Here is a 23,358-nt window from a genome sequence, read left to right as displayed (position 1 = left end):
GCAGATCCGGCACTTCGCCGCACGGATGGAGGACGCCGTCCAGTTGCGCCGCCAGCGTCGTGCGAGGCGGCACGGACGCGAGGCGGCGGTCATCCCCTTCACCGGCTACGGATCGACGTCCTGGATCCGTGTCCTGGCCAGGGTCGTCCTGGCTGAACCGGGCAAGACCACCGTCCAACCGCAGCAGAAGGTTCGCGGCTGGAAGAGCTTCTTCGCGCTGAGCATCGCCGACCCGACGGTCGAGGTGGAGGTCGACGGACAGCGTCACACGGTCACGGGCGACCGAGGCGGAGTGGTCGACGCGGTGGTCCAGGTGTCACTCACCCCCGGCTGGCACACCCTCCGCCTGAGTTCGGAGGGCAGCGACCCGGTCGAAGCGCCGGTCTTCATCGTCGCCGACGACATCGAGTTCGGCATCGTGTCCGACATCGACGACACGGTGATGGTGACGGCGCTCCCCCGCCCACTCGTCGCGGCCTGGAACACCTTCGTCCTCGACGAGCACGCCAGGACACCGGTGCCCGGCATGGCGGTGTTCCTCGAGCGCACGGCCCGCGAACACCCGGGCTCCCCGATCATCTACCTCTCCACCGGCGCCTGGAACGTCGCCCCGACGCTGACCCGGTTCCTCTCGCGCAACCTCTACCCCGCCGGCGCCCTCCTCCTCACCGACTGGGGTCCGACGCACGACCGCTTCTTCCGCAGCGGTCGCGAGCACAAGCGCAACAACCTCGACCGGTTCGCCGAGGACTTCCCGCGTCTGCGGTGGCTGCTCGTCGGCGACGACGGACAGCACGACGAAGCCCTCTACCGGAGCTTCGAGGAACGCCACCCCGACCGCGTCGCCGCCGTGGCGATCCGTCAGCTCTCCCCCGGTGAGGCGGTCCTCGCCGGTGGGCGCTCGAAGGTCGGTGCCCAGCACGAGGGCGCCCCCTGGGTCTACGCCGGGAACGGCGCAGAACTGCTCGACCAGCTCCACGACAAGCTCTGACGGCACCGATGTCCGTCGTCCCCGTCCTGCGCATCAGATCGCGGCTGCCCCTGCTCCAGGTGCTGAAGACGGCGCTGGCCGCCGTCGCGTCCTGGATCGTCGCGATCACGATCATCCCGGGCCAGCTCCCGGTCTTCGCCGCCATCGCGGCGATCCTCGTGGTGCAGCCGAGCGTCAACCAGTCGTTCGGGAAGGCGCTCGAGCGCAGCCTCGGGGTCATCACGGGCGTCATCCTCGCGACGGCCATCGGGATCGTCTTCGGACACTCCGCCTGGATCGTGCTCCTGGCCATCGTCATCTCCATCCTGCTCGGATGGGTCCTCCGCCTCGGGCCCGGATCCGCCAACCAGATCCCGATCAGCGCGATGCTGGTGCTGTCGATCGGCGCTGCGACCCCGGACTACGCGGTCGCGCGGATCGTCGAGACCGTGCTCGGCGCAGGCATCGGACTCCTCGTCAACGTCGTCCTCGTCGCACCGGTCCTCCTCGCTCCCGCGAAGGAGGCGGTGACCACCCTCGCGCTCGCGTGCGCCGACACCCTGGACCATCTCGCCACCTCACTCACGCGTGCGAACTCGGACGCGGAGCTCGTGGCGCTGCTCCAGGAGGCCCGGGCGTTGAAGCCCCTGCGAGACCGGGCGATCGCCGCGGTGAAGGAAGGTGATGACAGCCTGCTGCTCAACCCTCGTCGATCGAGGCACCGTGACGAGCTCGACCGTCAGCGCCTGCTGCTGCGTCGACTGGAGCCGGTCGTCACGAGGACGCTGGGCATGGCGCGCTCGGTGCACGATCACGACGACCCGACCCTGCATGAGGAGCCGACGGTGGCGGACATCGCCGTCGAACTGACGCGGGCGGCCCACGATCTCAGGCTGCTGGTGAACGGTCGTGCCGCGTCCGACGAGCCGCCGACCGAGACCGCGGAGATCCCGGCGCTGACCGCTCCCCTCGTGATCGCCCGCCCGCACCCCCAGCACTGGATCCTCATCGGATCACTCATGGAGGACCTCCGTCGCGTGCGCGACGAGATCGTCGGCGAGCCGACCTGAGCCGGCCGGATACACGAAGGGCCGGTGGAGCGATGCTCCACCGGCCCTTCGACGTCCTGGGCTACGCCTGGTGCGCGGCCTGCAGTTCGATGGTGATCGTGACGTCGTTGCCGAGCAGCACGCCGCCGGTCTCGAGCGCCGCGTTGTAGGTGAGGCCGAAGTCCTCGCGGTTGATCTTGGTGGTCGCCGTGGCGCCGAACTTGTAGTTGCCGTAGGGGTCGGTCGCGAAGCCGCCGAACTCGACGGTGAAGGTGACGGGCTTGGTCACGCCCTTGATCGTGAGGTCGCCGTCCACCAGGAAGTCGTCGCCCTTGGCGCGGGCGCCGGTCGAGACGAAGTCGATCGTCGGGTAGGTCTCGGCGTCGAAGAAGTCGCCGGTGCGGAGGTGACCGTCGCGGTCGGCCTGGTTCGTGTTGATCGATGCGACCTCGGCGGACGCGGTGATCTTCGTCTCGAGGGGGTTCTCCGGCGTGACGAACGTCGCGTTGAAGCGCTCGAACTTGCCCTTGACCTTCGAGACCATGATGTGGCGGATGCTGAAGCCGACCTCGCTGTGCGTGGCGTCGACCTCCCAGGTGCCAACCTTGTAGCCGGGAATCGTCAGGGTGTCGGTCATGCGGTACTCCTTGCGTCGATGTGCGGCGCGCTCGCGCCACGTTCTATTCAAACGCACGGACCTGGGAGCTATTCCCGCATCCCCGAGAAATTCTCCTCACCGACATCAGCGCGACATCGGCCGGAGCGACGGCAGGCCGAGCCGGACGCGCAGCAGTCGGTGCGCCGCATCGGCGACCGTCGACTCCGGAATCCTCCCGGACCTGACCGCGGCGGCGATGTCGGCGACGAGCACGGCCGGATCGACACCGGTCGACGACGGCTCCGCCCCGAGGACGTAGAGCAGCATCGTGTTGCCGGCGGCCACGGCGCGGATCGCGTTCTCCGAGGGGTTCTGGTACTCCGGCAGACCCGTGTGCTGCAGCATGAGCATGTCGTCGGTGATCGTGACACCGGTGAAGCCGAGGTCGTTCCGGAGGCGCTCGTGCCAGGCCGCCGACAGCGTCGCCGGTACGGCGTCGACCGCCGAGTAGACCAGATGGCCGAACATCACGACCTCGGCCCCGGCGTCGATACCGGCGACGAACGGCAGGGCATCGGTCGCAGCCCAGTCCGCGGCACCGATGGCGGTCGTCGGGACCGTCGAGTGCGAGTCTCCCGGCGCCTGGCCATGGCCGGGGAAGTGCTTCAGCGTGCTGAGCACCGCACCCCGCTCACCACGGACGGCCGCGGCAACCCGCTCCGCCGAGGCGTCCGGCGTCGTCCCGAGGGCACGGTCGTAGATGAAGGAGCTCGGATCGGCGGTCTCGTCCGCGACGATGCCGAAGTTCACGGTGCAGCCGGCACCGGCGAGCATCACAGCGCGTTGGCGGAACGCCTCCTCGCTCGCAGCGGCCGGTTGCGACTTCAGGGTGTCGGCAGCGGCGAAGACGTCCTCGTCGATGCGCCGGACATCGCCGCCCTCCTGGTCGATGCCGATGAGCAGCGGCATGGTCGGGTCGGGGCTGAGGGCGCTCGTCACCGCGGGCAGCCCCGCGAGACCCGGCACGTTGTCGCCCATGATGATGAACCCGCCCGGCTGATACCGCTCGACGAACGCCCGGAGCGTGCCCGGGTCGGTGCCCGGGGCATGGAGCATCAACATGGATGCGATCCGCTGCTCGAGGGTCATCGCGGCGAGTTCGGCGGCCGCACGCTGGTCGGCGACAGCCGGAGTCGTGCTGGTGGGGCGGCTCGACGGCTTCGGGGATCCGGGCCCCGTGCACCCGGACAGGCCGAGGACGGCACCCGCCGCCATCGAGGCGCCGATTGCGAGAAACCCTCGTCGTCCCAGCTGCACCGGCCCACTCTAGGCTGGGATCTTCCACGCAGGCTGGGCGTCGCTCCTGGTGTGGCAGGAGTGACGAATGTGACATCGGCGGCTACACTTGCGTGGGTGACCGCCAGGATGGACGCATGCGCAAGCCGCTGACAGCTCTCTCGCCCCGCTCGAGGGGTGTCTCGCGAGCCGCCGCCCTCGGCGCCGCGCTCGTCATCGCGGTGTCGGTCGCAAGCCCGGCGGCCGCCGTGACCCCCACCTCGTTCCGGACCGCCGACTACCCGAGCTGGGACGACGTCCAGGCGGCCAAGGCGAACGAATCGACCGCGCAGGCCGAAGCCGACCGGATCGTGTCCCTCCTCGACGGACTGCGCGACGAATCCGCCCGGCTCGGCGACGAAGCCGTCCGCCAGGGGGCGGCGGCAGGTGAGGCCAAGGCGGCGTTCGACGCGCAGGCCGCCGTCGCCGACACGATCAGTGCGCAGGCGACCGCAGCAGCTTCGGCAGCGGCGTCGAGCAAGCGTCAGGCCGGAGCGGTCATCGCCCAGATGACCCGCACCGGCGGTGTCGACCCGACGCTCTCCCTCGTCCTCTCCGGCGCGGCCGACGACGACCTCCTCTCCAAGCTCAGCGCGATCAGCAAGCTGAGCGAGACCTCGGCTCAAGACCTCGCGTCCGCGACCGCCGCGAGCAACACGGCGACCGCGCTCGCCGAGCAGGCGACTGCGGCCGAGACCGAACGTCAGCGACTCTCTGAGGCGGCGGACGCCAGCTACGAGACGGCGCAGTCCGCGAGCGACGCCGCCGATGCGGCGGTCGCCGAGCAGCAGGCCAACCGCGACCGGTTGTACCAGCAGCTCGCCGTCCTCAAGAACACCACCGCGGCGGTCGAACAGGCCTACGCGCAGAGCCAGGAGGCGATCGCCGCAGAAGAGCAGCGACGCAACGAGGCGTCCGGTGGCGAGGGATCCACGAGCGCCCCGCCGCCGGACCTCGCAGCCGACCCGGCCGGCGCGAAGGCGTACGCGCAGTCCGCGATCGGCGCCTACGGCTGGGGCAGCGGAGAATTCCAGTGCCTGCTGCAGCTCTGGACCCGGGAGTCGAGCTGGCGCGTCAACGCCTACAACGAGTCCAGCGGCGCCTACGGCATCCCACAGTCCCTGCCCGGGAGCAAGATGGCCAGCTCCGGCGACGACTGGCGCACCAATGCGGCGACGCAGATCAACTGGGGCCTGAACTACATCGACAGCCGGTACGGCTCCCCCTGCGGCGCGTGGGCGCACTCGGAAGCGACCAACTGGTACTGACGCCCCGTCTCAACCGGCCTCGGCCGCACCGAGATTCGTCCCGGCCACCGCCAGCACCACGGTGACGAGCAGGGCGGCCCCGATGATGAGCCGGAACAGCAGACGGTCCGGCGCTCGGGTTCCGACGAGCACGAGCCCCCATACGACGAGCGCGAGGACACCGACGGCGCCCAGCACCCCAACGATTGGCGGTGCGGTCGGCCTGCCGACGAAGATCCCGCTCTGTCCGAGGACGGCGACCACGCCTGAGACGCCGAGGGCGACGAAGGCCGTCCGACCGGCGGTCCGCGCGCCGAGCCGGTGCGGCAGACCACGGACGCCGGTCCGCAGGTCGTCCTCGAGATCGGGCAGTGCGTTCGTGAAGTGGATCGCCACACCGAACAGACCACCGACGGCGAGCGTCCACGCGGCCGGCACGATCGGCGGGACGGCAGCGAAGGTGACCACGGCGGGCAGTGCACCGAACCCCACGATGAACGGGACGACCGACCAGGCCGTCGCCTTGAGACCCAGGTTGTAGGCCCATCCGCAGACGAGGAACAGCAGGTGCGAGGCCGCCGACGCCCAGCCGAGTGATGCCGAGAGCGGAATGCTCGCCGCACCGGCCAGCAGCGCCGCCGCCCGGACTGCCGAGACGCTGAGGTCGCCGCGCGCGACCGGCTTGTCCTGTCGTCCCGAGCGACGATCCCGCCTGGCATCGAGCCAGTCGTTGGACCAGCCGATCGAGAGTTGCCCGACGAACACCACCACGCCGAGCAGGGCCGTCCGGAGGGGTGGCAGGCCGACGGCCGATCCGAGCACGACCGCGAGAACGGTCACCGCGACGGTCGGCCCGGGATGCGAGGACGCGAACAGACGACGGACCATGGAGAACACCGCCTCAGCTTAGGGTGACGCCCGAGCCACGGCGGTACACTGGAGCATGACCGTCTCCGTGAGGGCGATCGGCGTGGCCGTTCCTCAGACCATCCTCCATCAAGACGAGATCAGGGATGTGTTCCGCGACCAACCCGGGCGGACCCGGCTCGCCCAGCGTCTCATCGGCGCCGCCTTCGACGCGTCCGCGATCGACACCAGGCACACCGTCATCGACGCCTTCGACCATGAGGTCGAGACGACCACGGCCGCCTTCTACGACGCGGCGGAGCGGCAAGTGCTCTCCCCGCCCACCGGCGTGCGGAACGACGCCTACATCGAGCACGCTCCCCCGCTGCTCCTCGAGGCCGCACGGCGGGCATTGGACGCCGCCCCCGGCCTGTCGGCGGCGGACGTCACCCACGTCGTGACCGCGTCCTGCACCGGGTTCTTCGCGCCCGGCCCGGAATACCTCCTCGTGCGCGACCTCGGGCTGGACCCGGGCACGGAGCGCTACCACCTGGGGTTCCAGGGGTGTTTCGCCGCGTTCCCCGCCCTTCGCGCCGCAGAGGCGTTCTGTACAGCCGACCCCGACGCCGTCGTCCTCGTGGTCTGCATCGAGCTCTGCTCCATACACCTCCGTTCCTCCGACGACCCCGACGTGATCCTCGGTTCCTCGGTGTTCGCCGACGGTGCTGCGGCCGCCGTCGTGACCGGTCGGGACACCGGATCCTCCGCGCCCGCGCTCGAGTTCGACGGCTGGTCCACCGCGCTCGTGCCGGACGGCGAGACGGAGATGGCCTGGACGATCGGCGATCACGGGTTCGAGATGGTCCTGAGCGGCGCGGTGCCCAAGCTGATCGGCGAGCACCTCGAGATCGCCCTCCGCCCACTCCTCGCCGCAGCCGACGACGCCCCGGTCTCATCGATCGACCGGTGGGCGATCCATCCCGGTGGCCGGAGCATCCTCGACCGGGTCCAGCGCGGATTCGGGCTCGACGACGAACTGCTGGCTCCGTCGCGCACGGTGCTCCGCGAGTACGGCAACATGTCGAGCGCGACCGTGCTCTTCATCCTCCAGCGCCTGCTCGACGGCGCGCCGACCGATGCCGATGAACGAGTGTGCGCCCTCGCCTTCGGTCCGGGACTGACGATCGAGAGCGCGCTGCTCCGGCTCCGGGCCGGCCGAGCCTGATGCTGCCCGACCTCGGCCGCCGTGCGACGGATCTCCTCGAACTGATGGACGATCCCGACTGCGATCCCGCGCTGCTGGACGCCACCTACGCCAGGTTCGCGACGGTGAACCGGCTCGTCTCGGGCTGGCGTGGTCTGTACCGGTCGCGCATCCGTCCACTCCTCCACCCGTCCCGGACCACGACGATCCTCGACATCGGCTTCGGTGGTGGCGATGTCGCCGTGGCCATCGCCGACTGGGCGCACGCCGACCACCTCCCCGTGCAGGTGGTCGGGATCGATCCCGACGAGCGGTCCGTGGCCTTCGCCCGTCGCCGGTACCCGGATGGCCCCGTCGCCTTCCGTCCGGCGCACAGCAGTGACCTCGTCGCCGCCGGCGAGGAGGCCGACATCGTCCTGTCCAACCACGTGCTCCACCACCTCGATCCCGCGGGCCTGTCGAGCCTGCTCGCCGACAGTTCACGGATCGCCAGACGACTCGTCCTGCACAGCGACCTCGAGCGCAACCGACTCGCGTACGCGGTCTACGGGCTCGCCACCCGTGCAGGACGAAGGCGTTCCTTCCTGCACGTCGACGGGCTCCGCTCGATCCGTCGCAGCTATCGCCAGGAGGAGCTGCAGCGCGTCGTGCCCGACGACTGGACCGTCGAGCGCAGCTTCCCCATGCGACTCCTGCTCTCGCAGACCGTCTCGTCGGCAGCGGAAGGCCCACGATGACCGAGGTGCTCGTCATCGGTGGCGGACCGGTCGGCCTCGTGTCGGCGATCCTGCTCGCTCAGGCCGGCGTCGACGTGACCGTCTGGGAGCGACGGCCGGGCTCCCCCTCCGGCACCCGGGCGATCGGGATCCACCCGCCGTCGCTCGACCTGTTCGAGCATCTCGGTGTCCTCGACGAGATCCGCCGCGACGCGGTCCGGATCGACCAGGGCGAAGCCTGGAACGCCGGACGACGCCTCGGGGCGGTCGTGTTCCGTGATCGGCCCGTCCCGCACCCCTACGTCGCCGCGCTCGAGCAATGGCGGACCGAACGGATCCTCCGTGCTCGACTCGAAGCCGTCGCGCCGGGATCGCTCCGGACGGGGACGAGCTGTACGCGGTTGACGCCGGCCGAGGACGGCGTCCTCGTGTCCGGCAGTGACGCCGATGGAACGGTGAGCACCCGCGCAGCCGTCGTGGTCGTCGCAGCAGGAGGACGCGCCACCGTCGACGGGATGCAGGCTCCAGGCCCCCTGCATCGATACCGGGACCGGTACCTCATGGGCGACGTCGCGGATCGGAGTGGGGCAGGTTCCATCGCCAGGGTGCACCTGCACCACCGAGGGGTCGTGGAGTCCTTCCCGCTCCCCCATGGCATGCGACGATACGTCGTGCACACCGGGTACTCGGACGATCAGGACGCCGCCCGCCCGGAACCCACCGCGTCCGACCTCGCGGCCCTCGTCGCCGACCGGACCGGCGACGACGTCGATCCGGCGACGAACACCATGCTCAGCGCGTTCGGCGTGCTTCGTCGACGACGGAAGCGCGTCGTCGACGGTCGGGTCGTCTATCTGGGCGACGCCGCCCACGAGATCAGCCCGATCGGCGGCCAGGGCATGAACCTCGGCTGGTCCGACGCACGGGTCTTCGCGCCACTGATCGCCCGCATGACCACCGGGCATCTCTCGACACAGCGCGACGTGGCCGCGGCCGTCTCCCGCCAACAGCGCGCGATCCGTCGGGCCTCATGGCAGGCGGAGCTCAACATGCGCTTGGGGCGTCCGTTGCCGGGCCCGCTCGTCGGGATCCGGGACCTCGCGCTGCGAACCGCGCTCAACGGTCCCGCGATGCCGATCCTCGCCGACGCCTACACGATGCGCTGGCTGCGCTGACGCCGTCCGAGGCCGTGCGTCTCAGTGACCGACGTGCACGCCCGCCGCAGCCTGGTCCGTCCGCCGGATGAGGAACGACGCACCGATCGCGAGCAGCGAGAGCACGGCGCCGCACATGAACGCAGCCTGCACGCCGGCTGCCGTCGCGTCGACCGCGGAACTCCCGACCGCCGCACGAGCCGCCGCGGTGGTCGACATCATGGTGATGAACAACGCCGTCCCCGCTGCACCGGCCAGTTGCTGGACGGTGCCGACGATGGCGCTGCCGTGCGGGTAGAGCTCGGGCCGCAGTGAACCGAGCGCCGAGGTGAGGAGCGGTGTGAACATGAACGCGAGACCGGCGCTCAGCAGCACGTGCACGGCGATGATCATGATGATGGCGCTGTCGACGCCGAGCATCGTCAGCAGCCAGAGCGCAGCACTCACGGCGAAGGCCCCGGGGATCACCAGCGGACGCGGACCGAACCGGTCGAACAGCGACCCGACCAGCGGCGCCAGAGCGGCCATCGTCAGGCCGCCCGGCAGCAGCATGAGGCCCGTGGTCAGGGTGTCGACCTGGAGGACGGTCTGCAGGTAGATCGGCAGGATGATCAGCGAGCCGAACAACGCCATCATCACGATGGCCACGAGGATGATCGAGACGGTGAACGAACGGTTCGCGAACGTGCGCAGGTCCATGAACGCTCGATCGTCGCGCGCCAGCCCGCGCTGCCGGAGGACGAACCCCAGGAGGGCCAGGACGCCCACCGCGAGCGGGATCCAGACGGGCATGAGCGCGTGTCCCTCGGCGGACTCGCCGATACTGCTGAGACCGAAGATGAGGCCACCGAACGCGAAGGCGGAGAGGACGAGCGACAGCACGTCGAAGCGGACCCGACGCGGCTCGGTCACGTTCCGCACGAGGACAGCGCCGAGCACCAGCGAGGCGACGGCGATGGGGAGGACGATCCAGAACATCCAGCGCCAGTCGAGCACGCTGAGGATGAGGCCGGAGACGGTCGGCCCGACCGCCGGCGCGACCGAGATGACGATCGAGATCGCACCCATCGTCCGGCCGCGTGCCGAGACCGGCACGACGTTGAGCACGGTCGTCATGAGCAGCGGCATCATGATGGCGGTACCGCTGGCCTGGACGACGCGACCGAGCAGGAGGGTGCCGAATCCCGGGGACAGCGCGGCGATGAGCGTTCCGAGGCTGAACAGCACCATCGCGGTGATGAACATCGTCCGGAGGGAGAACCGCTCCAGGAGGAACCCGGTCGCGGGGATCACGACGGCCATGGTGAGCATGAAGCCGGTGGTCAGCCACTGGGCGGAACTCGCCGTGATGTCGAGGTCCTCCATGAGTCGCGGCAGGGCGACGCTCATGATCGTCTCGTTGAGGATGACGACGAAGGCCGACACGAGGAGCAGCCCGATCAGGAGCTTGGACCCGGGTGGAAGGCGGTCGTCCGAGGGCTTCCCGGTCGTCGGGACGGAACCGGTCGGATTCGGCACGGTTTCAGTCGTCATAGCGGTGTCATCCTTCTCAGGCCTCGGCCGTCGTACGGGCAGACGCCTGCCCTCTCGAAAGACAAGCGCCGTGTCGCCGCGGGTATTCCCATGCGTGTCGACCGGTTACGCGCAGGGCGAAGACCCGTTCCGGACGGACGGTTCCGGTGCCAGCATGAGGACATGACAGTTCCCACCATCACCCTGAACGACGGCCACACCATCCCTCAGCTCGGCTTCGGCGTCTTCCTCGTCGACCCGCAGGAGGCTGAGCGCATCGTCTCGGACGCGCTCGAGGTCGGCTACCGCCACATCGACACCGCTGCCATCTACAAGAACGAGGAGGGCGTCGGCGCCGCCATCGCGAAGTCGGGCATCCCCCGCGACGAACTCTTCATCACCACGAAGCTCTGGAACGACCGCCACCAGAAGGCGTCCGCGCACACCGCCATCGACGAGAGCCTCGACAAGCTCGGGCTCGACCACGTCGACCTGTACTTGACCCACTGGCCGACCCCGGCCAAGGACGACTACCTCGAAGCGTGGCTCGCCCTCGAGGAGATCAAGGCGGCAGGCAAGGCGCGTTCGATCGGCGTGTCGAACCACCAGGTCGAGCACCTCGAGAAGCTGATCGCGGGTTCCGAGACGGTCCCTGCGGTCAACCAGATCGAACTCCACCCGGCGTTCGCCCAGCGCGAGCTGCGCGCCTTCGGTGCCGAGCACGGCATCCACATCGAGTCCTGGGGCCCGCTCGGTCAGGGCAAGTACGACCTCTTCGGCGAGCAGGCCGTCTCCGCTGCAGCCGAGGCGCACGGCGTCACTCCGGCGCAGGTCGTCATCCGGTGGCACCTGCAGAACGGGCTCATCGTCTTCCCGAAGTCGAACTCGCGCGAGCGCATCGCCCAGAACTTCGACGTCTTCGGCTTCGAGCTCTCCGCCGACGAGATCGCGTCCATCGACGCCCTCGACTCGGGCAAGCGCGTCGGCAGCCACCCCGACGAGGTGAACTGACCTCAGGGTCCCGCCAAACCCAGGGTCTGACCAACGCAGAAGTCCCCGTCAGCTGTTCCGCTGACGGGGACTTCTTGGTGTTCGGGTGGATCTGAGGGGACTCGAACCCCTGACCCCCTGCATGCCATGCAGGTGCGCTACCAGCTGCGCCACAGACCCGTATTCAACTTGCTTGCCCCTGCTGTTTCAGCGGAAGCAACTTGAATAGGTTACTACATCTTGAGAGCAGTTGTGACCACTTTCGGTGCTCGGCACCGACGGGATGGTCAGTTCGCGGGCTGCGGTGCGGAGGAGACCAGCGGAATCACCGGGCAGTCCTTCCACAGACGCTCCAGCGAGTAGTACATCCGCTCCTCCTCGTGGAAGACGTGGACGACGACCTCGCCGAAGTCGAGCAGGATCCACCGCCCCTCGGACTTGCCTTCGCGCCGCAGCGTCTTCACGCCGCTCGCGTTCAAGCGGTCCTCGACCTCGCCGGCGATGGCGACGACGTTGCGCTCGCTCCGGCCGGTGACGAGGAGGAAGGCGTCGACGAACGGCAACGGACCGGAGACGTCGAGCGCGACGACATCCTCGCCGCCTTTGGACTCGGCTGCGGTCGCTGCGAGCTGGACGGCGTCCAGTGTGGTGTCGGACAGGGTCATGTGGTGTACTCCTCTGACGATCGCATGGAGCGCGATCGGGTGAATGCCGGCAGGGCTAGAACGCTCCGCCGAAGAAACCGATGATGAGCACCGCGATCACGCCGGCGGCGAGCACCGCGGCGGCGATCGCGAGCGTCATCAACAGTTTGTTGCTCTGGTTGGTGGTGGCCGGGACGACGTCGCGGGTGGAACCGTGGCTGCTGACCGCACGGCTGGCCGCGACCGGAGATGCCGCGGTGACCGAGGCCGGCAGTTCGTCGCCCTCGATGAGTCGGTCGATCCCTGCACCGTCGAAATGGTTCGGGTCCTGACCGGCGGAACCCAGTCCGCGGGGCAGATCGATGGTTCCGGTGATGAGGATCTCGCCCGTGGAGTTGGATGTGGCGCCCGCCTCAGCCTGCGAGGGAGCGACGGGGATGATGAGCGAGCTCGTGGTGATCTGCCCCGTGCTCGTCATGCCGCTTCCGAGGAGGTCTTCGAACGCGACCTCGTTGTCGGCCTGCGAAGCCTTCTCGGCTTCGAGCGCCGCCACGAGCATGGAGTCGCGCCCGAACCCCTTCGACAGGGTCGACGCGGGATCCTCGGAGATGTCGTCGCGGTCCGAGACGTCGAAGAGTGAACCGGGGGCCACGGACGCCGCAGCGGCGGGGGTGACGGAAGGCGTCGGCGCCTCAGCGGACCGGGCCTTGGCTGCGCGCTCGTCGGCGGCGGCACGCTCAGCGTCCTTGCGTTCGGCCGTCTTGCGTTCAGCGGCCTTGCGCTCGGCGGCCTGCTGTTCTTCTGCCTTGCGCTCCGCGGCCTGCCGTTCTTCCGCCTTGCGCTCGGCGGCCTGGCGCTGCTCGGCCTGCTTGGTGGCCTCGGCTTCGCGACGTTCCTGCTCAGCTGCAGCGGCAGCCTTGGCGTCCGCTTCCTGCTGCGCGAGCTTCGCGGCCTGCTGACGGGCCGCCTTGTTCTGCTTCTGGGGCGGAGCGACCACCTGGTCTGGCGTCCGCGGCGGCAAGGCGACCGAAGGGACCGGCTGCTCGACCGGAGGAGCGACCGGCGCTGCCGGGGAGCCCACCTGCTCGATCGAGCCGGTGCGCTCGAGTTCTCGCAACTGACGGCGCGTGAGTCCACCGGTCGGAGCCGGAGCAGGTGCACCGGATGCCTGAGCGCTCGACGACGGCGCTGGTGACGTGGACGAAGGCGTTGGAGCACTCTCGTCGCGCGACGTGGCCTGCTCGGGGATCGCTCCCCCGGCGACGGGTTCGGATGTCGACGCGCGTCGTGTCCGTGGCGCAGCAGCGTCCGGCGTCGTTTCGTCAGCGGACGTCGACGGCTGCTGGCTCGCTCGAGCCTGTCGCCTGGTCAGGGGCGCATCCTCTGGCAACGCGGTCATGTGGCTTCACTCCGATACAGGTGGTGCTTGGTGATGTACTGCACGACACCGTCGGGAACCAGATACCAGACCGGAAAGCCTTTGCTCACCCGGCTCCGGCAATCCGTCGACGATATCGCTAGGGCCGGAACTTCCAACAAGCTTACGTCGTGCTGTGGTAATCCGGAAACGTTCAAATCGTGTCCCGGTCTACTCACAGCGACGAAGTGAGCGAGGTCCCAGACCTCTCTGACGTCTTTCCAACTGAGGATCTGGGCGATCGCGTCGGCACCCGTGATGAAGAACAGCTCGGCATCGGGACGTTTGCGGCGCAGATCGCGCAGCGTGTCGATCGTGTACGTCGGTCCGGCTCGGTCGATGTCGACCCGGCTGACGGTGAAGCGGGGGTTCGCTGCGGTGGCGATCACGGTCATGAGGTAGCGGTGCTCGCTGTCGCTCACGCCCGACTTCCGGTACGGCATGCCGGTCGGGACGAAGACGACCTCATCGAGATCGAAGTGCTGCGCGACCTCTGAGGCGGCGACGAGGTGCCCGTGGTGGATCGGGTCGAACGTCCCGCCCATGACCCCGATCCGAGGACGACGGGTGGTCGTCTCGGTGACGGGCGCGCTCACGCCGGACAGCTTAGTGGCCGTGCTCGCCGTGAGCGGCGGCCGACTCGCCCTTGTCGGCATGGCGGTTGGCGACGTCGCGGTAGCTGAAGGTCACGGCGCCGAGGATGGCGAACAGCACGAGGGCGACCGCGCCGAACACCCAGGTCGGTGCGGCGAGTTCGACGGCGTGCTCCGATTCAGCCAGGACGGCGGTGGCCAAGACGGACGCGGCAATCGACATGATCTCTCCTTCTGTGCGACGCCTCGTGACGCCCATACCATTCTAGCGACTACCGACGGGTGTGGCCCGAACCACGCACGAGCCACTTCGTACTCGTGAGTTCCGGCAGTCCCATCGGTCCCCGGGCATGGAGCTTCTGCGTCGAGATGCCGACCTCGGCGCCGAATCCGAACTCGGCGCCGTCGGTGAAGCGGGTCGAGGCGTTGACCATGACGACGGCCGAATCGACCTCGGCGAGGAACCGGTCGGCGTTCACCACGTCGTTCGTGATGATCGCGTCGGTGTGTCCGGTGGAGTATCGGTCGATGTGCTCGAGCGCGGCGTCGAGGTCGTCGACCACGCGCACCGAGAGCTCGAGCGACATGTGTTCGGTGGACCAGTCCTCCTCCGCGGCGGGCACGACGTCGGCGAAGAACTCGCTGGCACGTGCGTCGGCGTGGATGAGCACCCCGTGCTCGCGCAGGTCGCCGAGCACGGCGGGCAGCAGGCGCGCGGCCGCAGCGCGGTGGACGAGGATCGTCTCGAGCGCGTTGCAGACCGATGGGCGCTGCACCTTGGCGTTGCGCACGATGTCGACGGCCCAGTCGAGTTCGGCACTCTCGTCGAGGAACACGTGGACGACGCCTGCGCCGGTCTCGATCACGGGGACCGTCGACTCCCGGACGACCGTCTCGATGAGTGACGCGCTCCCCCTCGGGATGAGGACGTCGATCAGGCCTCTGGCGTTCATGAGCTGCTTCGCACCGTCGCGACCGAACTCGTCGATGGTCTGTACCGCGTCCCCGGGAAGGCCGACGGACTCGAGTGCCGATCGCAGCAGCCCCACGAGGACCGCGTTCGAGTGTTCCGCCGCTGACCCGCCGCGGAGCACCACGGCGTTGCCGCTCTTGATCGCGAGGGCGGCGATGTCGACCGTCACGTTCGGGCGCGCCTCGTAGATCGCGCCGACCACGCCGAACGGGACGCGTACCTGTTCGAGCTTCACCCCGTCCGGAGTGTTGCTCCCGCGGACCACCTGGCCGACCGGATCGACGATCGCGATGACGTCGCGGACCGCCACCGCGAGCCCGTCGATGCGGCCCCGATCGAGGCGGAGACGGTCTTGCAGGCCGACACTGATGCCCTGCTCGCGTCCCGCGACGAGGTCGCGCTCGTTGGCGGCGATGACCGCATCCGCGCCCTCGACGATCGCGACGGCGATGGCCTCGAGGGCCCGGTTCTTCTGCGCGGTGGTCGCCTGGGCGAGGACCCGCGAGGCACGCTTCGCAGCGGTGAGACGATCCGCGAGTGGCAGCACGGTGGTGGTTGGCGACGACGACATGCGTCGATTCTACTCAGCGGCGTCTGGTCGACGATCTCCGCGTCACGCCGGTTGGAACCAGGTGCCGAGGTGCTCACCGCGGAGGGCGGACGCGACGTTCGTCGTCGACGTCACGAGGACGGACGTCCCCGCCTCGGCGGCCAACCGGGCGGCCGACACCTTCGTTCCCGCTCCCCCGGTGCCGACGCCCGCGGAGCCGATGTCGCCGAAGGTGACGCCCGCGAGGGTGTCTCCGAACGGGACCTCCTCGATCCGCTCGGCACCCGCTTCGTGCGGGGGGCGGGTGTACAGCGCGTCGACGTCACTCAGGAGGACGAGGACGTCTGCCGCGACGAGGACCGACACGAGGGCGGCAAGGCGGTCGTTGTCGCCGAACCGGATCTCATGCGTCGCGACGGTGTCGTTCTCGTTCACGATCGGCAGGATGCGCAACCCGAGGAGGCGTTCCATCGCCCGCTGGGCGTTACTGCGGTGACTGGGGTTCTCGAGGTCGCCCGCGGTGAGCAGCACCTGGCCCGCGACGATACCGAACCGGTCGAGGCTGTCCTGATACCGGTAGATCAGCACGTTCTGCCCGACGGCTGCAGCCGCCTGCTGCGTCGCCAGGTCGCTCGGACGGGCGTCGAGGCGGAGGTAGGGCATCCCGGTCGCGATGGCGCCCGAGGACACGAGGATGACCTCGGTGCCTCGGGCGTGAGCCTCGGCCAGAGCCTCGACCAGCGCAGTGATCTGCCCGGCGTTGTCGCCACTGATCGAGGAGGACCCGACCTTCACGACGATGCGTCGCGCCGAGGGGATGCCACTGCGCTGGTGGATGGTCACCGGTCGTCGTCCTCCGTCGTGACACCCTCGTCCTGCTGTGCGTCGGCCGGCACGGAGCCGACCTCGAAGCCCTCGTCGTCGTTCCAGAGGCCGGCCGCACGTTCGCGGAGCAGCTCGGCACGGGCCTCGGCCTTGGCGTCCATGCGCTCGAAGTACTCGTCGCGACGCTGGTTGCGCGTCGGGCGGTGGCTCGCGTCGAGACGCGGGTCCGTTCCACGCGGCTGCGTCAGCAGTTCCGCGGTGCTCGTGAGTGTGGGCTCCCAGTCGAAGACCACACCGCCACCCGCACCGATCATCACGGTCGCGCCGGCGACGGCACCGGCCTTGAACAGCGCCTCTTCGACGCCGAGCTTCGCCAGGCGGTCCGCGAGGAACCCGACGGCCTCTTCGTTGTTGAAGTCCGTCTGCTGCACCCACCGTTCCGGCTTCGCGCCGAGGATGCGGTAGAGGTTGCCGTAGGTGCCACCCTCGACCGTGACGGTGAACTTGGAGTCGTCGACGGGCTTCGGGCGCAGCACGATCCGGGGCTTGGCGGCCTCGAGGGCTGCGCGGGCGCGGCTCTCCTCGACAAGCTCGCTCAACGCGAACGAGAGCTGTCGAAGGCCTTCGCGCGAGACCGTCGAGATCTCGAAGACCTTGTAGCCGCGCGCCTCGAGGTCGGGACGCAGGAACTCGGCGAGCTCCCTCGCCTCCGGGACGTCGATCTTGTTGAGGGCGATGAGCTGCGGGCGCTCGACCAGCGGCGTCTGTCCCTCGGGCACCGGGTAGGCGGCGAGCTCGGCCAGGATGATGTCGAGGTCGCTGATCGGGTCGCGTCCCGGTTCGAGCGTCGCGCAGTCGAGCACGTGCAGGAGCGCAGAGCAGCGCTCGACGTGACGCAGGAACTCGAGACCGAGGCCCTTGCCCTCACTGGCACCCTCGATGAGTCCGGGGACGTCCGCCATGGTGTAGCGGACCTCGCCGGCCTCGACGACGCCGAGGTTCGGGTGGAGCGTGGTGAACGGGTAGTCCGCGATCTTGGGCTTCGCCGCGGACATCGCCGCGATGAGGCTGGACTTGCCGGCGGAGGGGTACCCGACGAGCGCGACGTCGGCGACGGTCTTCAGCTCGAGGAGGACGTCGCCTTCCCAGCCGGGCGTGCCGAGCAGCGCGAACCCGGGGGCCTTGCGCTTGGTCGAGGAGAGTGCCGCGTTCCCGAGGCCGCCCTGGCCGCCGGGGGCGACGACGAACTCCATGCCGGGCTCGACGAAGTCGACGAGTTCGACGCCGTCGACGTCCTTGACGACCGTCCCGACCGGGACCGGAAGGATGAGCGTCTCGCCCTGGAACCCGTTGCGGTGGTCGCCCATGCCGAAGCCGCCGGTGTCGGAGCTCCGGTGCGGTGACCGGTGGTACCCGAGCAGCGTCGTGATCTGAGGATCGGACACGAGCACGATGTCACCACCGTGTCCGCCGTTGCCGCCGTCGGGGCCGGCCAGCGGCTTGAACTTCTCGCGCTTCACGGAGACGCAGCCGTTGCCGCCGCCGCCCGCTCGCAGGTGCAGTGTGACCCGGTCGACGAATGTGACCATGGACGCTCAGCCCCTCTCTGGATCATGGAACTCGGTTGTACGACAGCAGGGGGCGGGCCGAAGCCCGCCCCCTGCTGGAAAGACGTTGTTGCTACTCTGCAGCAGCGACGATGTTGACGACCTTGCGGCCGCCCTTGTTGCCGAACTGCACGGAGCCGGCCTCGAGGGCGAACAGCGTGTCGTCGCCGCCACGACCGACGTTGGCGCCGGGGTGGAAGTGCGTGCCGCGCTGACGGACGAGGATCTCGCCCGCGAGGACGACCTGGCCGCCGAAGCGCTTCACACCGAGACGCTGTGCGTTGGAGTCACGACCGTTGCGAGTGGAACTCGCACCCTTCTTGTGTGCCATCTCTTCTTCTCCTCGATGCCTTACTTGATGCCGGTGATCTTGACGCGCGTGAGCTCCTGACGGTGCCCCTGACGCTTCTTGTAACCGGTCTTGTTCTTGAACTTCTGGATGATGATCTTCGGACCGCGGAGGTTCTCGAGCACCTCGGCCGTCACCGTGATCTTCGCGAGCGACTTCGCGTCGGAGATGATCTTCTCACCGTCGACGTGGAGCACCGCGGGAAGCTCGATGTTGCCATCCTTGTCGGCCTTGACCCGGTCCATCGTGACGATGGTTCCGATCTCGACCTTCTCCTGCCGTCCTCCGGCGCGCACAACTGCGTAAACCACTACGTACCCGTTCTTTGGGGAGCGAAACGCTCCGACTGACTGTTGCTGGAAGTTACTGCTCGGAAAGGCTCGAACACGTGGGACACCTTGATGGCAGAAAACCGTTGGGCGTGGCATTGAAAACTCAATGCACACCAACGGTCGAGTTTACTTCATCGTGCAGTCCAGGTCAAACCAGTGGGCACAGAACCTCGTGACCGAGGCTGTTCCTCACGGCTCCGACACCGGACGCACTCGACCAGTGTACCCCGGGGGCTCCTGAACGCCGGCCGGGTGCCCGGCGCGTCCGACCACGGACGGGAATCGCGCGAGAGGCTCGATGGTTGGATGGAGGCATGACGGTGCTCATCGATCCCCCGCTGTGGCCGGCGCACGGCACGCTCTGGTCCCACGTGGTGAGCGATAGCTCCCTGGAGGAGTTGCACGCCTTCGCCGGACGCACCGGGCTTCCGCCGCGATCGTTCGACCTCGACCATTACGACGTCCCCGCCGAGCGCCATGCGTCGCTCGTGGCGGCCGGCGCCGTCGCGGTGACCGGCGGCGAACTCGTCCGTCGACTCATCGCCAGCGGCTTGCGCATCACCGCACGCGAACGGCGCGCCTCCCGAGGAGACGCGCCGTCCTGATGCGACCGGACTATTCGGCCTGACGCTGCGCGCCGTCCGAACCGACGGCCTGTCCGCCCGCGAGTGAAGCTGTCGACACCCGGCGGCTGCGGCCGCGACCCTGACCCGGCTGCTTCGGCTCGGGGAGCGCGTCGAGGACGGACTCGAGCAGGTGCTCGGGGTCCGCGACGGCTGCGCGACGTGGCTTGTCGGCGACCGGTGCGATCGGCAGGTCGAGCAAGGCCAGCGCCGGGGAGGCGGATTCGCTCGGCGCCTCGGAGGGGCGTTCCTCCGAAGCACCCCGGCGGGACCCGTCACCGCCGCGACGGCGCGGTTCGCGCTTCTCGCGCCGGCTCCGACGACCGTCGTGCGACCCGGACTGATCCTCCGGTGACGTCGTGGACTCGTCCGAGACCGACTCCTCGGAACCCTGCACCTCGGTGTGCTGCGACTGCGTGTGCTGCGCCTCGGCCACGACGGCGTCGGCCACGGCCTCGGCGGCGGCGAGCTCCTCGTGGTGCAGCGTGCGCGCCGCGATCAGGGCGAGCGCGTTCTTCGCGTCGTCGGTGATCCCGTGCGTCTGTCCGGCCGGCTTCTGCTGGGCGCTCTGGCCGCTCGAGGACGGCTGGCCGCCCTGGGACCCGCCCTTGCCGCGCCGACGCTGCTGCTCCGGCTGCGGCGTCTGGCGGTGCTTCACGACGGGGTCGTGGTGCACGACCACGCCGCGTCCGGCGCAGACTTCGCAGGGCTCGCTGAACGTCTCGAGCAGGCCGAGACCGAGCTTCTTGCGCGTCATCTGCACGAGACCGAGCGAGGTGACCTCGGCGACCTGGTGCTTCGTGCGGTCGCGGCTGAGGCACTCCACGAGGCGGCGCAGCACGAGGTCGCGGTTCGACTCGAGCACCATGTCGATGAAGTCGACGACGATGATCCCGCCGATGTCGCGCAGCCGCAGCTGACGCACGACCTCCTCAGCGGCCTCGAGGTTGTTCTTGGTGACCGTCTCCTCGAGGTTGCCGCCGGAACCGACGAACTTCCCCGTGTTGACGTCGACGACCGTCATGGCCTCGGTGCGGTCGATCACGAGGGATCCGCCGGACGGCAGCCAGACCTTGCGGTCGAGCGCCTTCTCGATCTGCTCGGCGATGCGGTAGTCCACGAAGGAGTCGCCCGTGCCGTCGTACGGCTCGACCCGCTCGAGCAGGTCGGGGGCGACGCCGCGCAGGTAGCTCTGGATGTCCTGCAGCGCATCCGAGCCCTGGATGACGAGCTTGTGGAAGTCCTCGTTGAAGACGTCGCGGATGATCTTGATGAGCAGGTCGGGCTCGCTGTGCAGCAGTGCCGGCGACTGGACCGTCTCGATCTGACGGGAGATCTCCGACCACTGCGACTTCAGTCGCGTGACATCGAGCGTGAGCTGCTCCTCGGTCGCGCCCTCGGCGGCCGTGCGGACGATGACGCCGACGTTCTCCGGGAGGACCTCCTTGAGGATCTTCTTCAGGCGGGCGCGCTCCGTGTCGGGCAGCTTGCGCGAGATGCCGTTCATCGAGCCGTTCGGCACGTAGACGAGGTACCGACCGGGGAGCGAGACCTGACTCGTCAGGCGCGCACCCTTGTGCCCGACCGGGTCCTTCGTGACCTGGACGAGGACCTTGTCGCCACCCTTGAGCGCGAGCTCGATCCGGCGAGGCTGGTTGCCCGTCTCCACGGAGTCCCAGTCGACCTCGCCGGAGTAGAGCACCGCGTTGCGTCCGCGACCGATGTCGACGAACGCCGCCTCCATGCTGGGCAGGACGTTCTGCACGCGGCCGAGGTAGACGTTGCCGATGAGCGACGCCTCCTGGCTCCTGGCGACGTAGTGCTCCACGAGCACGCCGTCCTCCAGCACGCCGATCTGCGTCTTGCCGTTCTTGGAGCGGACGACCATGACACGGTCGACCGATTCGCGGCGGGCGAGGAACTCGGCCTCGGTGACGACCGGACGACGACGACCGGCGTCGCGTCCGTCACGGCGACGCTGCTTCTTGGCCTCGAGCCTCGTCGAGCCGCGCACCTTCTGCGGTTCGGTGATGAGTTCCGGCTCGCGCGGCGTGCGGACCTTGACCACGTTGCGGGTGTCGGGGCGTGATTCGCCACCCCGCTCGCCCTGCTCCGGTCCGTCCTCGCCGGCACGACGACGCGTGCGACGCCTCGACGAGCTGAGCTCCGCCTCGAGCGGTTCGTCGTCGCGGTGGACGATCGGCGGCAGGTCCGGCGCCTGGAACAGCAGCATGGTGGTCGGTGGACGCACCGGTGCGGCAGGTGCCGACTGCTCGTCGGGCCCGGCCGCCTGGGCGTCCGTCTCGGTGCTGGTCGACTCGTCCGCCGTCCCGGGCGTCGTGAGGTGCTGGTCGGTCGGTTCGTGCTCGGTCCCCGGCGTGGCCGGATCCTCGGTGTGCTCTTTCACCATTCCTGGTGTACTCCCCTATGCCGGGTCGGTGGCCGCGCCACCCTCCGGTTCTTCGTCTCGTGCGTGCGGCCGCGGGTGCAGCCGTTCGCAAATCCTGTGTGATCGCTGGCTCTCGGAGCTCTCACGATCGTGCCGGCACGTGCCGGCGGGTCCTGGGCTCTCATTGCCCAACAAGCCTGTTGTGTCGTGCGGTCGAGCGCGGCTCGGGCACCACCCCACGATTATCGCACGAACAGGGCCGACGGTCCTGAGTACGGACCACCCGGGCATGTCCCGCCGCCGTTCAGGCGGGCGTGCGAGAATCAGGGCGTGTCAACTCCGGTCATCGACGCGCGCCCCAAGGGCCTCGCCATCTTTCTCATCGTCGCAGGTGTCATCGGGTGGATCGCGGCGTTCGCGCTCACCCTCGACAAGTTCCAGCTCCTGCAGGATCCGAACGCCCAGCTCGGCTGCAATCTGAGCATCCTCGTGCAGTGCGGGGTCAATCTGAACTCCTGGCAGGGTGCCATCCTCGGATTCCCGAACCCGATCATCGGTCTCGCCGCCTGGATCGCCCCGATCGCCGTCGGCGTCGCGGTCCTCGCCGGTGCGCAGTTCGCGCGGTGGTTCTGGATCGCGTTCAACATCGGGTTCCTCGGTGCGCTGGGATTCGTCATCTGGCTGATCTCGCAGAGCATCTTCGTCCTCGGCACGCTGTGCCCGTGGTGCATGGTCACCTGGTCGGTGACGATCCCCTCCTTCATCGCGGTGACCGCGTTCACCCTGCGGAACGGCATCATCCCGGCGTCCCCCGCTGTCCGCCGCGTCGCTGGAGTCGTGTCCTCGTGGATCGTGGTGGTGACGCTCGGGTGCTACCTCGTGGTGGCGGTCATCGCCCAGCTCCGCCTCGACGTCCTGTCCTACCTGTAGCCGGTGGCGGCCCGAAGGGCCGCCTGACGCGTACGACGAAGCCCGCCCCCGGAATCGGAGGCGGGCTTCGTCGTGCGGAGTCGGTGTGTCAGGCGAACCAGAGCGCGAGCTCGCGGGAGGCGGACTCGGGGCTGTCCGAACCGTGGACGAGGTTCTGCTGGACCTTGAGGCCCCAGTCGCGGCCGAAGTCGCCGCGGATGGTCCCGGGCGCGGCGGTCGTCGGGTCGGTCGTGCCGGCGAGCGAGCGGAAGCCCTCGATGACGCGGTTGCCGGCGACGCGGATCGCGACGACGGGACCGCTCAGCATGAACTCGACGAGGGGCTCGTAGAACGGCTTGCCCTCGTGCTCGGCGTAGTGGGCGGCCAGCAGCTCGCGGTCCGGCTCGACCATGCGCAGGTCCACGAGCGAATAGCCCTTCGCCTCGATCCGACGGAGGATCTCGCCGGTCAGGTTGCGTGCGACGCCGTCAGGCTTCACGAGTACCAGGGTTTCTTCAACAGCCAC

Annotated in this window: 24 protein-coding genes and 1 tRNA gene; 9 read left to right on the top strand and 16 right to left on the bottom strand. The window is 69.0% G+C overall.

What is annotated here, in order from left to right; genetic code table 11:
• Positions 1-25 precede the first annotated feature (25 nt).
• Together GV015_RS11865 and GV015_RS11860 are read left to right on the top strand one after the other, a co-directional pair.
• On the top strand, positions 26-991 hold the full coding sequence (locus GV015_RS11865; RefSeq protein WP_079706285.1) for an App1 family protein: 966 nt from the start codon (positions 26-28) through the stop codon (positions 989-991).
• Between the two features lie 8 nt (positions 992-999).
• Positions 1,000-2,040, top strand: coding sequence for an aromatic acid exporter family protein (locus GV015_RS11860; RefSeq protein ID WP_079705739.1), 1,041 nt, complete (start codon positions 1,000-1,002; stop codon positions 2,038-2,040).
• Positions 2,041-2,101: 61 nt separating this feature from the next.
• On the opposite strand, the gene GV015_RS11855 is transcribed toward GV015_RS11860, so the two are convergent.
• Entirely contained in the window at positions 2,102-2,656 is a 555-nt protein-coding gene (locus GV015_RS11855) for a YceI family protein (RefSeq protein ID WP_079705738.1), read from the bottom strand.
• A gap of 105 nt (positions 2,657-2,761) precedes the next feature.
• Positions 2,762-3,934, bottom strand: a complete 1,173-nt coding sequence (locus GV015_RS11850) for a glycoside hydrolase family 3 N-terminal domain-containing protein (protein ID WP_236555429.1) — start codon at positions 3,932-3,934, stop codon at positions 2,762-2,764.
• A gap of 116 nt (positions 3,935-4,050) precedes the next feature.
• Between GV015_RS11850 and GV015_RS11845 the strand changes: the two genes are divergently transcribed.
• On the top strand, positions 4,051-5,220 hold the full coding sequence (locus GV015_RS11845) for a hypothetical protein (RefSeq protein ID WP_159878504.1): 1,170 nt from the start codon (positions 4,051-4,053) through the stop codon (positions 5,218-5,220).
• A gap of 9 nt (positions 5,221-5,229) precedes the next feature.
• Here the strand turns inward: GV015_RS11845 and GV015_RS11840 are convergent, their stop codons facing one another.
• Positions 5,230-6,087, bottom strand: a complete 858-nt coding sequence (locus GV015_RS11840; protein ID WP_124770165.1) for a UbiA family prenyltransferase — start codon at positions 6,085-6,087, stop codon at positions 5,230-5,232.
• A 55-nt stretch (positions 6,088-6,142) separates the two neighbouring features.
• On the opposite strand from GV015_RS11840, the gene GV015_RS11835 reads away from it, so the two are divergent.
• The 3 genes from GV015_RS11835 to GV015_RS11825 are packed head-to-tail and all read left to right on the top strand — an operon-like array spanning position 6,143 to position 9,140.
• Positions 6,143-7,270, top strand: coding sequence for a type III polyketide synthase (locus tag GV015_RS11835; RefSeq protein WP_159878502.1), 1,128 nt, complete (start codon positions 6,143-6,145; stop codon positions 7,268-7,270).
• On the top strand, positions 7,270-7,986 hold the full coding sequence (locus GV015_RS11830; protein ID WP_159878500.1) for a class I SAM-dependent methyltransferase: 717 nt from the start codon (positions 7,270-7,272) through the stop codon (positions 7,984-7,986). The genes GV015_RS11835 and GV015_RS11830 overlap by 1 nt, the downstream gene beginning before the upstream one ends.
• A complete protein-coding gene (locus GV015_RS11825) occupies positions 7,983-9,140 on the top strand; it encodes an NAD(P)/FAD-dependent oxidoreductase (RefSeq protein ID WP_159878498.1) in 1,158 nt (385 codons plus the stop codon). The genes GV015_RS11830 and GV015_RS11825 overlap by 4 nt, the downstream gene beginning before the upstream one ends.
• A gap of 21 nt (positions 9,141-9,161) precedes the next feature.
• On the opposite strand, the gene GV015_RS11820 is transcribed toward GV015_RS11825, so the two are convergent.
• Positions 9,162-10,652: a DHA2 family efflux MFS transporter permease subunit gene (locus GV015_RS11820; RefSeq protein ID WP_159878496.1), complete on the bottom strand. Its 1,491-nt coding sequence runs from the start codon at positions 10,650-10,652 to the stop codon at positions 9,162-9,164.
• Positions 10,653-10,814: 162 nt separating this feature from the next.
• Here GV015_RS11820 and GV015_RS11815 point away from each other — a divergent pair, with 162 nt between their 5' ends.
• Positions 10,815-11,642, top strand: coding sequence for an aldo/keto reductase (locus GV015_RS11815; RefSeq protein ID WP_137241817.1), 828 nt, complete (start codon positions 10,815-10,817; stop codon positions 11,640-11,642).
• 86 nt (positions 11,643-11,728) lie between these two features.
• Here the strand turns inward: GV015_RS11815 and GV015_RS11810 are convergent.
• The 10 genes from GV015_RS11810 to rplU form a co-directional block, all read right to left on the bottom strand.
• Positions 11,729-11,801 (bottom strand) — tRNA-Ala (locus GV015_RS11810).
• A 107-nt stretch (positions 11,802-11,908) separates the two neighbouring features.
• Positions 11,909-12,286, bottom strand: coding sequence for a ribosome silencing factor (gene rsfS, locus GV015_RS11805; protein WP_159878494.1), 378 nt, complete (start codon positions 12,284-12,286; stop codon positions 11,909-11,911).
• A 55-nt stretch (positions 12,287-12,341) separates the two neighbouring features.
• The gene (locus tag GV015_RS11800) at positions 12,342-13,262 is read right to left on the bottom strand and encodes a hypothetical protein (RefSeq protein ID WP_159878492.1); all 921 of its coding nucleotides are present in this window, start codon (positions 13,260-13,262) and stop codon (positions 12,342-12,344) included.
• A gap of 398 nt (positions 13,263-13,660) precedes the next feature.
• Positions 13,661-14,338, bottom strand: a complete 678-nt coding sequence (nadD, locus tag GV015_RS11795; protein ID WP_079705729.1) for a nicotinate-nucleotide adenylyltransferase — start codon at positions 14,336-14,338, stop codon at positions 13,661-13,663.
• Complete coding sequence (locus tag GV015_RS11790) at positions 14,289-14,498, bottom strand: hypothetical protein (RefSeq protein ID WP_124769192.1); 210 nt, start codon at positions 14,496-14,498, stop codon at positions 14,289-14,291. The genes nadD and GV015_RS11790 overlap by 50 nt, the downstream gene beginning before the upstream one ends.
• A 49-nt stretch (positions 14,499-14,547) precedes the next feature.
• The gene (locus GV015_RS11785; RefSeq protein ID WP_159878490.1) at positions 14,548-15,819 is read right to left on the bottom strand and encodes a glutamate-5-semialdehyde dehydrogenase; all 1,272 of its coding nucleotides are present in this window, start codon (positions 15,817-15,819) and stop codon (positions 14,548-14,550) included.
• Between the two features lie 42 nt (positions 15,820-15,861).
• Positions 15,862-16,641, bottom strand: coding sequence for a glutamate 5-kinase (gene proB / locus GV015_RS11780; protein ID WP_159878488.1), 780 nt, complete (start codon positions 16,639-16,641; stop codon positions 15,862-15,864).
• Positions 16,638-18,212, bottom strand: a complete 1,575-nt coding sequence (gene obgE, locus GV015_RS11775; RefSeq protein WP_079705726.1) for a GTPase ObgE — start codon at positions 18,210-18,212, stop codon at positions 16,638-16,640. The genes proB and obgE overlap by 4 nt, the downstream gene beginning before the upstream one ends.
• 91 nt (positions 18,213-18,303) lie before the next feature.
• Complete coding sequence (rpmA, locus tag GV015_RS11770; protein ID WP_056006626.1) at positions 18,304-18,561, bottom strand: 50S ribosomal protein L27; 258 nt, start codon at positions 18,559-18,561, stop codon at positions 18,304-18,306.
• Between the two features lie 20 nt (positions 18,562-18,581).
• Positions 18,582-18,890 (bottom strand): 50S ribosomal protein L21, encoded by a 309-nt coding sequence (rplU, locus tag GV015_RS11765; protein ID WP_079002324.1) that lies wholly within the window; start codon positions 18,888-18,890, stop codon positions 18,582-18,584.
• Positions 18,891-19,225: 335 nt separating this feature from the next.
• Between rplU and GV015_RS11760 the strand changes: the two genes are divergently transcribed.
• Positions 19,226-19,516, top strand: a complete 291-nt coding sequence (locus GV015_RS11760; RefSeq protein ID WP_064295598.1) for a DUF4031 domain-containing protein — start codon at positions 19,226-19,228, stop codon at positions 19,514-19,516.
• Positions 19,517-19,526: 10 nt separating this feature from the next.
• On the opposite strand, the gene GV015_RS11755 is transcribed toward GV015_RS11760, so the two are convergent.
• Positions 19,527-21,941 (bottom strand): Rne/Rng family ribonuclease, encoded by a 2,415-nt coding sequence (locus GV015_RS11755; RefSeq protein ID WP_236555426.1) that lies wholly within the window; start codon positions 21,939-21,941, stop codon positions 19,527-19,529.
• A 312-nt stretch (positions 21,942-22,253) separates the two neighbouring features.
• Here GV015_RS11755 and GV015_RS11750 point away from each other — a divergent pair, with 312 nt between their 5' ends.
• Positions 22,254-22,853, top strand: coding sequence for a vitamin K epoxide reductase family protein (locus tag GV015_RS11750; RefSeq protein WP_159878484.1), 600 nt, complete (start codon positions 22,254-22,256; stop codon positions 22,851-22,853).
• Positions 22,854-22,941: 88 nt separating this feature from the next.
• Here the strand turns inward: GV015_RS11750 and ndk are convergent, their stop codons facing one another.
• The gene (gene ndk / locus GV015_RS11745; protein WP_064295600.1) at positions 22,942-23,358 is read right to left on the bottom strand and encodes a nucleoside-diphosphate kinase; all 417 of its coding nucleotides are present in this window, start codon (positions 23,356-23,358) and stop codon (positions 22,942-22,944) included.

Source organism: Plantibacter sp. T3, from assembly GCF_902506515.1.
In the GTDB taxonomy this organism is placed as follows: domain Bacteria; phylum Actinomycetota; class Actinomycetes; order Actinomycetales; family Microbacteriaceae; genus Plantibacter; species Plantibacter auratus.
Note: the sequence above shows the minus strand (reverse complement) of the source record. Positions and strands in the feature narration are given on the sequence as shown.

Coding starts and splice junctions, on each gene's coding strand:
- rsfS (WP_159878494.1), bottom strand. CDS start 12,286: ATGACCCTGTCCGACACCACACTGGACGCCGTCCAGCTCGCAGCGACC.
- obgE (WP_079705726.1), bottom strand. CDS start 18,212: ATGGTCACATTCGTCGACCGGGTCACACTGCACCTGCGAGCGGGCGGC.
- GV015_RS11845 (WP_159878504.1), top strand. CDS start 4,051: ATGCGCAAGCCGCTGACAGCTCTCTCGCCCCGCTCGAGGGGTGTCTCG.
- GV015_RS11835 (WP_159878502.1), top strand. CDS start 6,143: ATGACCGTCTCCGTGAGGGCGATCGGCGTGGCCGTTCCTCAGACCATC.
- nadD (WP_079705729.1), bottom strand. CDS start 14,338: ATGCCGACAAGGGCGAGTCGGCCGCCGCTCACGGCGAGCACGGCCACT.
- GV015_RS11865 (WP_079706285.1), top strand. CDS start 26: ATGGAGGACGCCGTCCAGTTGCGCCGCCAGCGTCGTGCGAGGCGGCAC.
- GV015_RS11820 (WP_159878496.1), bottom strand. CDS start 10,652: ATGACGACTGAAACCGTGCCGAATCCGACCGGTTCCGTCCCGACGACC.
- GV015_RS11855 (WP_079705738.1), bottom strand. CDS start 2,656: ATGACCGACACCCTGACGATTCCCGGCTACAAGGTTGGCACCTGGGAG.
- GV015_RS11760 (WP_064295598.1), top strand. CDS start 19,226: ATGACGGTGCTCATCGATCCCCCGCTGTGGCCGGCGCACGGCACGCTC.
- GV015_RS11840 (WP_124770165.1), bottom strand. CDS start 6,087: ATGGTCCGTCGTCTGTTCGCGTCCTCGCATCCCGGGCCGACCGTCGCG.
- GV015_RS11825 (WP_159878498.1), top strand. CDS start 7,983: ATGACCGAGGTGCTCGTCATCGGTGGCGGACCGGTCGGCCTCGTGTCG.
- rpmA (WP_056006626.1), bottom strand. CDS start 18,561: ATGGCACACAAGAAGGGTGCGAGTTCCACTCGCAACGGTCGTGACTCC.
- GV015_RS11815 (WP_137241817.1), top strand. CDS start 10,815: ATGACAGTTCCCACCATCACCCTGAACGACGGCCACACCATCCCTCAG.
- GV015_RS11790 (WP_124769192.1), bottom strand. CDS start 14,498: ATGTCGATTGCCGCGTCCGTCTTGGCCACCGCCGTCCTGGCTGAATCG.
- GV015_RS11830 (WP_159878500.1), top strand. CDS start 7,270: ATGCTGCCCGACCTCGGCCGCCGTGCGACGGATCTCCTCGAACTGATG.
- GV015_RS11860 (WP_079705739.1), top strand. CDS start 1,000: ATGTCCGTCGTCCCCGTCCTGCGCATCAGATCGCGGCTGCCCCTGCTC.
- GV015_RS11785 (WP_159878490.1), bottom strand. CDS start 15,819: ATGTCGTCGTCGCCAACCACCACCGTGCTGCCACTCGCGGATCGTCTC.